Annotated in this window: 1 protein-coding gene; it reads left to right on the top strand. The window is 72.0% G+C overall.

What is annotated here, in order from left to right:
* Positions 1-120: 120 nt before the first annotated feature.
* On the top strand, positions 121-953 hold an 833-nt coding region (locus G6026_RS16235), incomplete at its 3' end, for a UvrD-helicase domain-containing protein (protein ID WP_182613772.1).

The raw sequence follows: 953 nt of genomic DNA, 5'->3' as shown, positions 1-953 counted from the left end.
CCGTGAGATCGCTGTCGTTCCTCGGTTCGCTCATGACGGGGTTCAACGTCCGACGACGGTGGAATCTTCCCGGGGCAGGCCCGAGGCGCCGGTGTCGGGGCAGGATGCCACCATGGGGGCGTGGAAGACGTGCGACGTGACAGGGAGTCGGCCCTCGACGGACTGGACCCCCAGCAGCGGCGGGCCGTCCTGGCCCCCCGCGGCCCCGTCTGCATCCTCGCCGGCGCGGGCACCGGCAAGACGCGCACCATCACCCGCCGCATCGCCCACCTGGTGACCACCGGTCACGTGCGGGGGGACCAGGTCCTCGCCGTCACCTTCACCGCCCGTGCGGCGGGCGAACTACGCATGCGGCTCGCCGGACTGGGCGTCGCGGAGGCCGGGACGGGCCCGGTCCAGGCGAGGACCTTCCACTCGGCGGCGCTGCGCAATCTGTCCTACTTCTGGCCCCGGGTCTACGGAGAGGAGCCCTGGCAGCTGCTCGACGGGCAGTTCCGGGCGGTCGCCCAGGCCGTCCGCCGGGTGGGGCTGGATCCCTCGACGGAGACGATCCGGGACGTCCTCACCGAGATCGGCTGGGCCAAGTCCAGTCTGCTCACCCCCGACACGTACGCCGAGCGTGCGATCGCGCTCGGGCGTGACCTCCCGGCCCCCGCCCCGGAGGTGGCGCGGGCGTTCCGCGCCTACGAGGACCTCAAGGTCTCGGGCCCGGTCCGCATGCTCGATTTCGACGACCTGCTGGGGCACATGGCGGACCTCGTGGAGGAGGTCCCGGCGATCGCCGAGGAGTTCCGGGACCGCTACCGGTGCTTCGTGGTGGACGAGTTCCAGGACGTCACCCCCGCCCAGCAGCGCCTGCTATCGGCCTGGCTGGGCCGACGCGACGACCTCACCGTGGTGGGTGACGTCAACCAGACCATCTACTCCTTCGCCGGCGCGGACCCGGACTACCT

Origin of the sequence: Dietzia sp. DQ11-38-2 (genome assembly GCF_014145055.1) — a bacterium.
GTDB lineage: Bacteria > Actinomycetota > Actinomycetes > Mycobacteriales > Mycobacteriaceae > Dietzia.
This window is presented reverse-complemented; position numbering and strand designations above follow the sequence as displayed.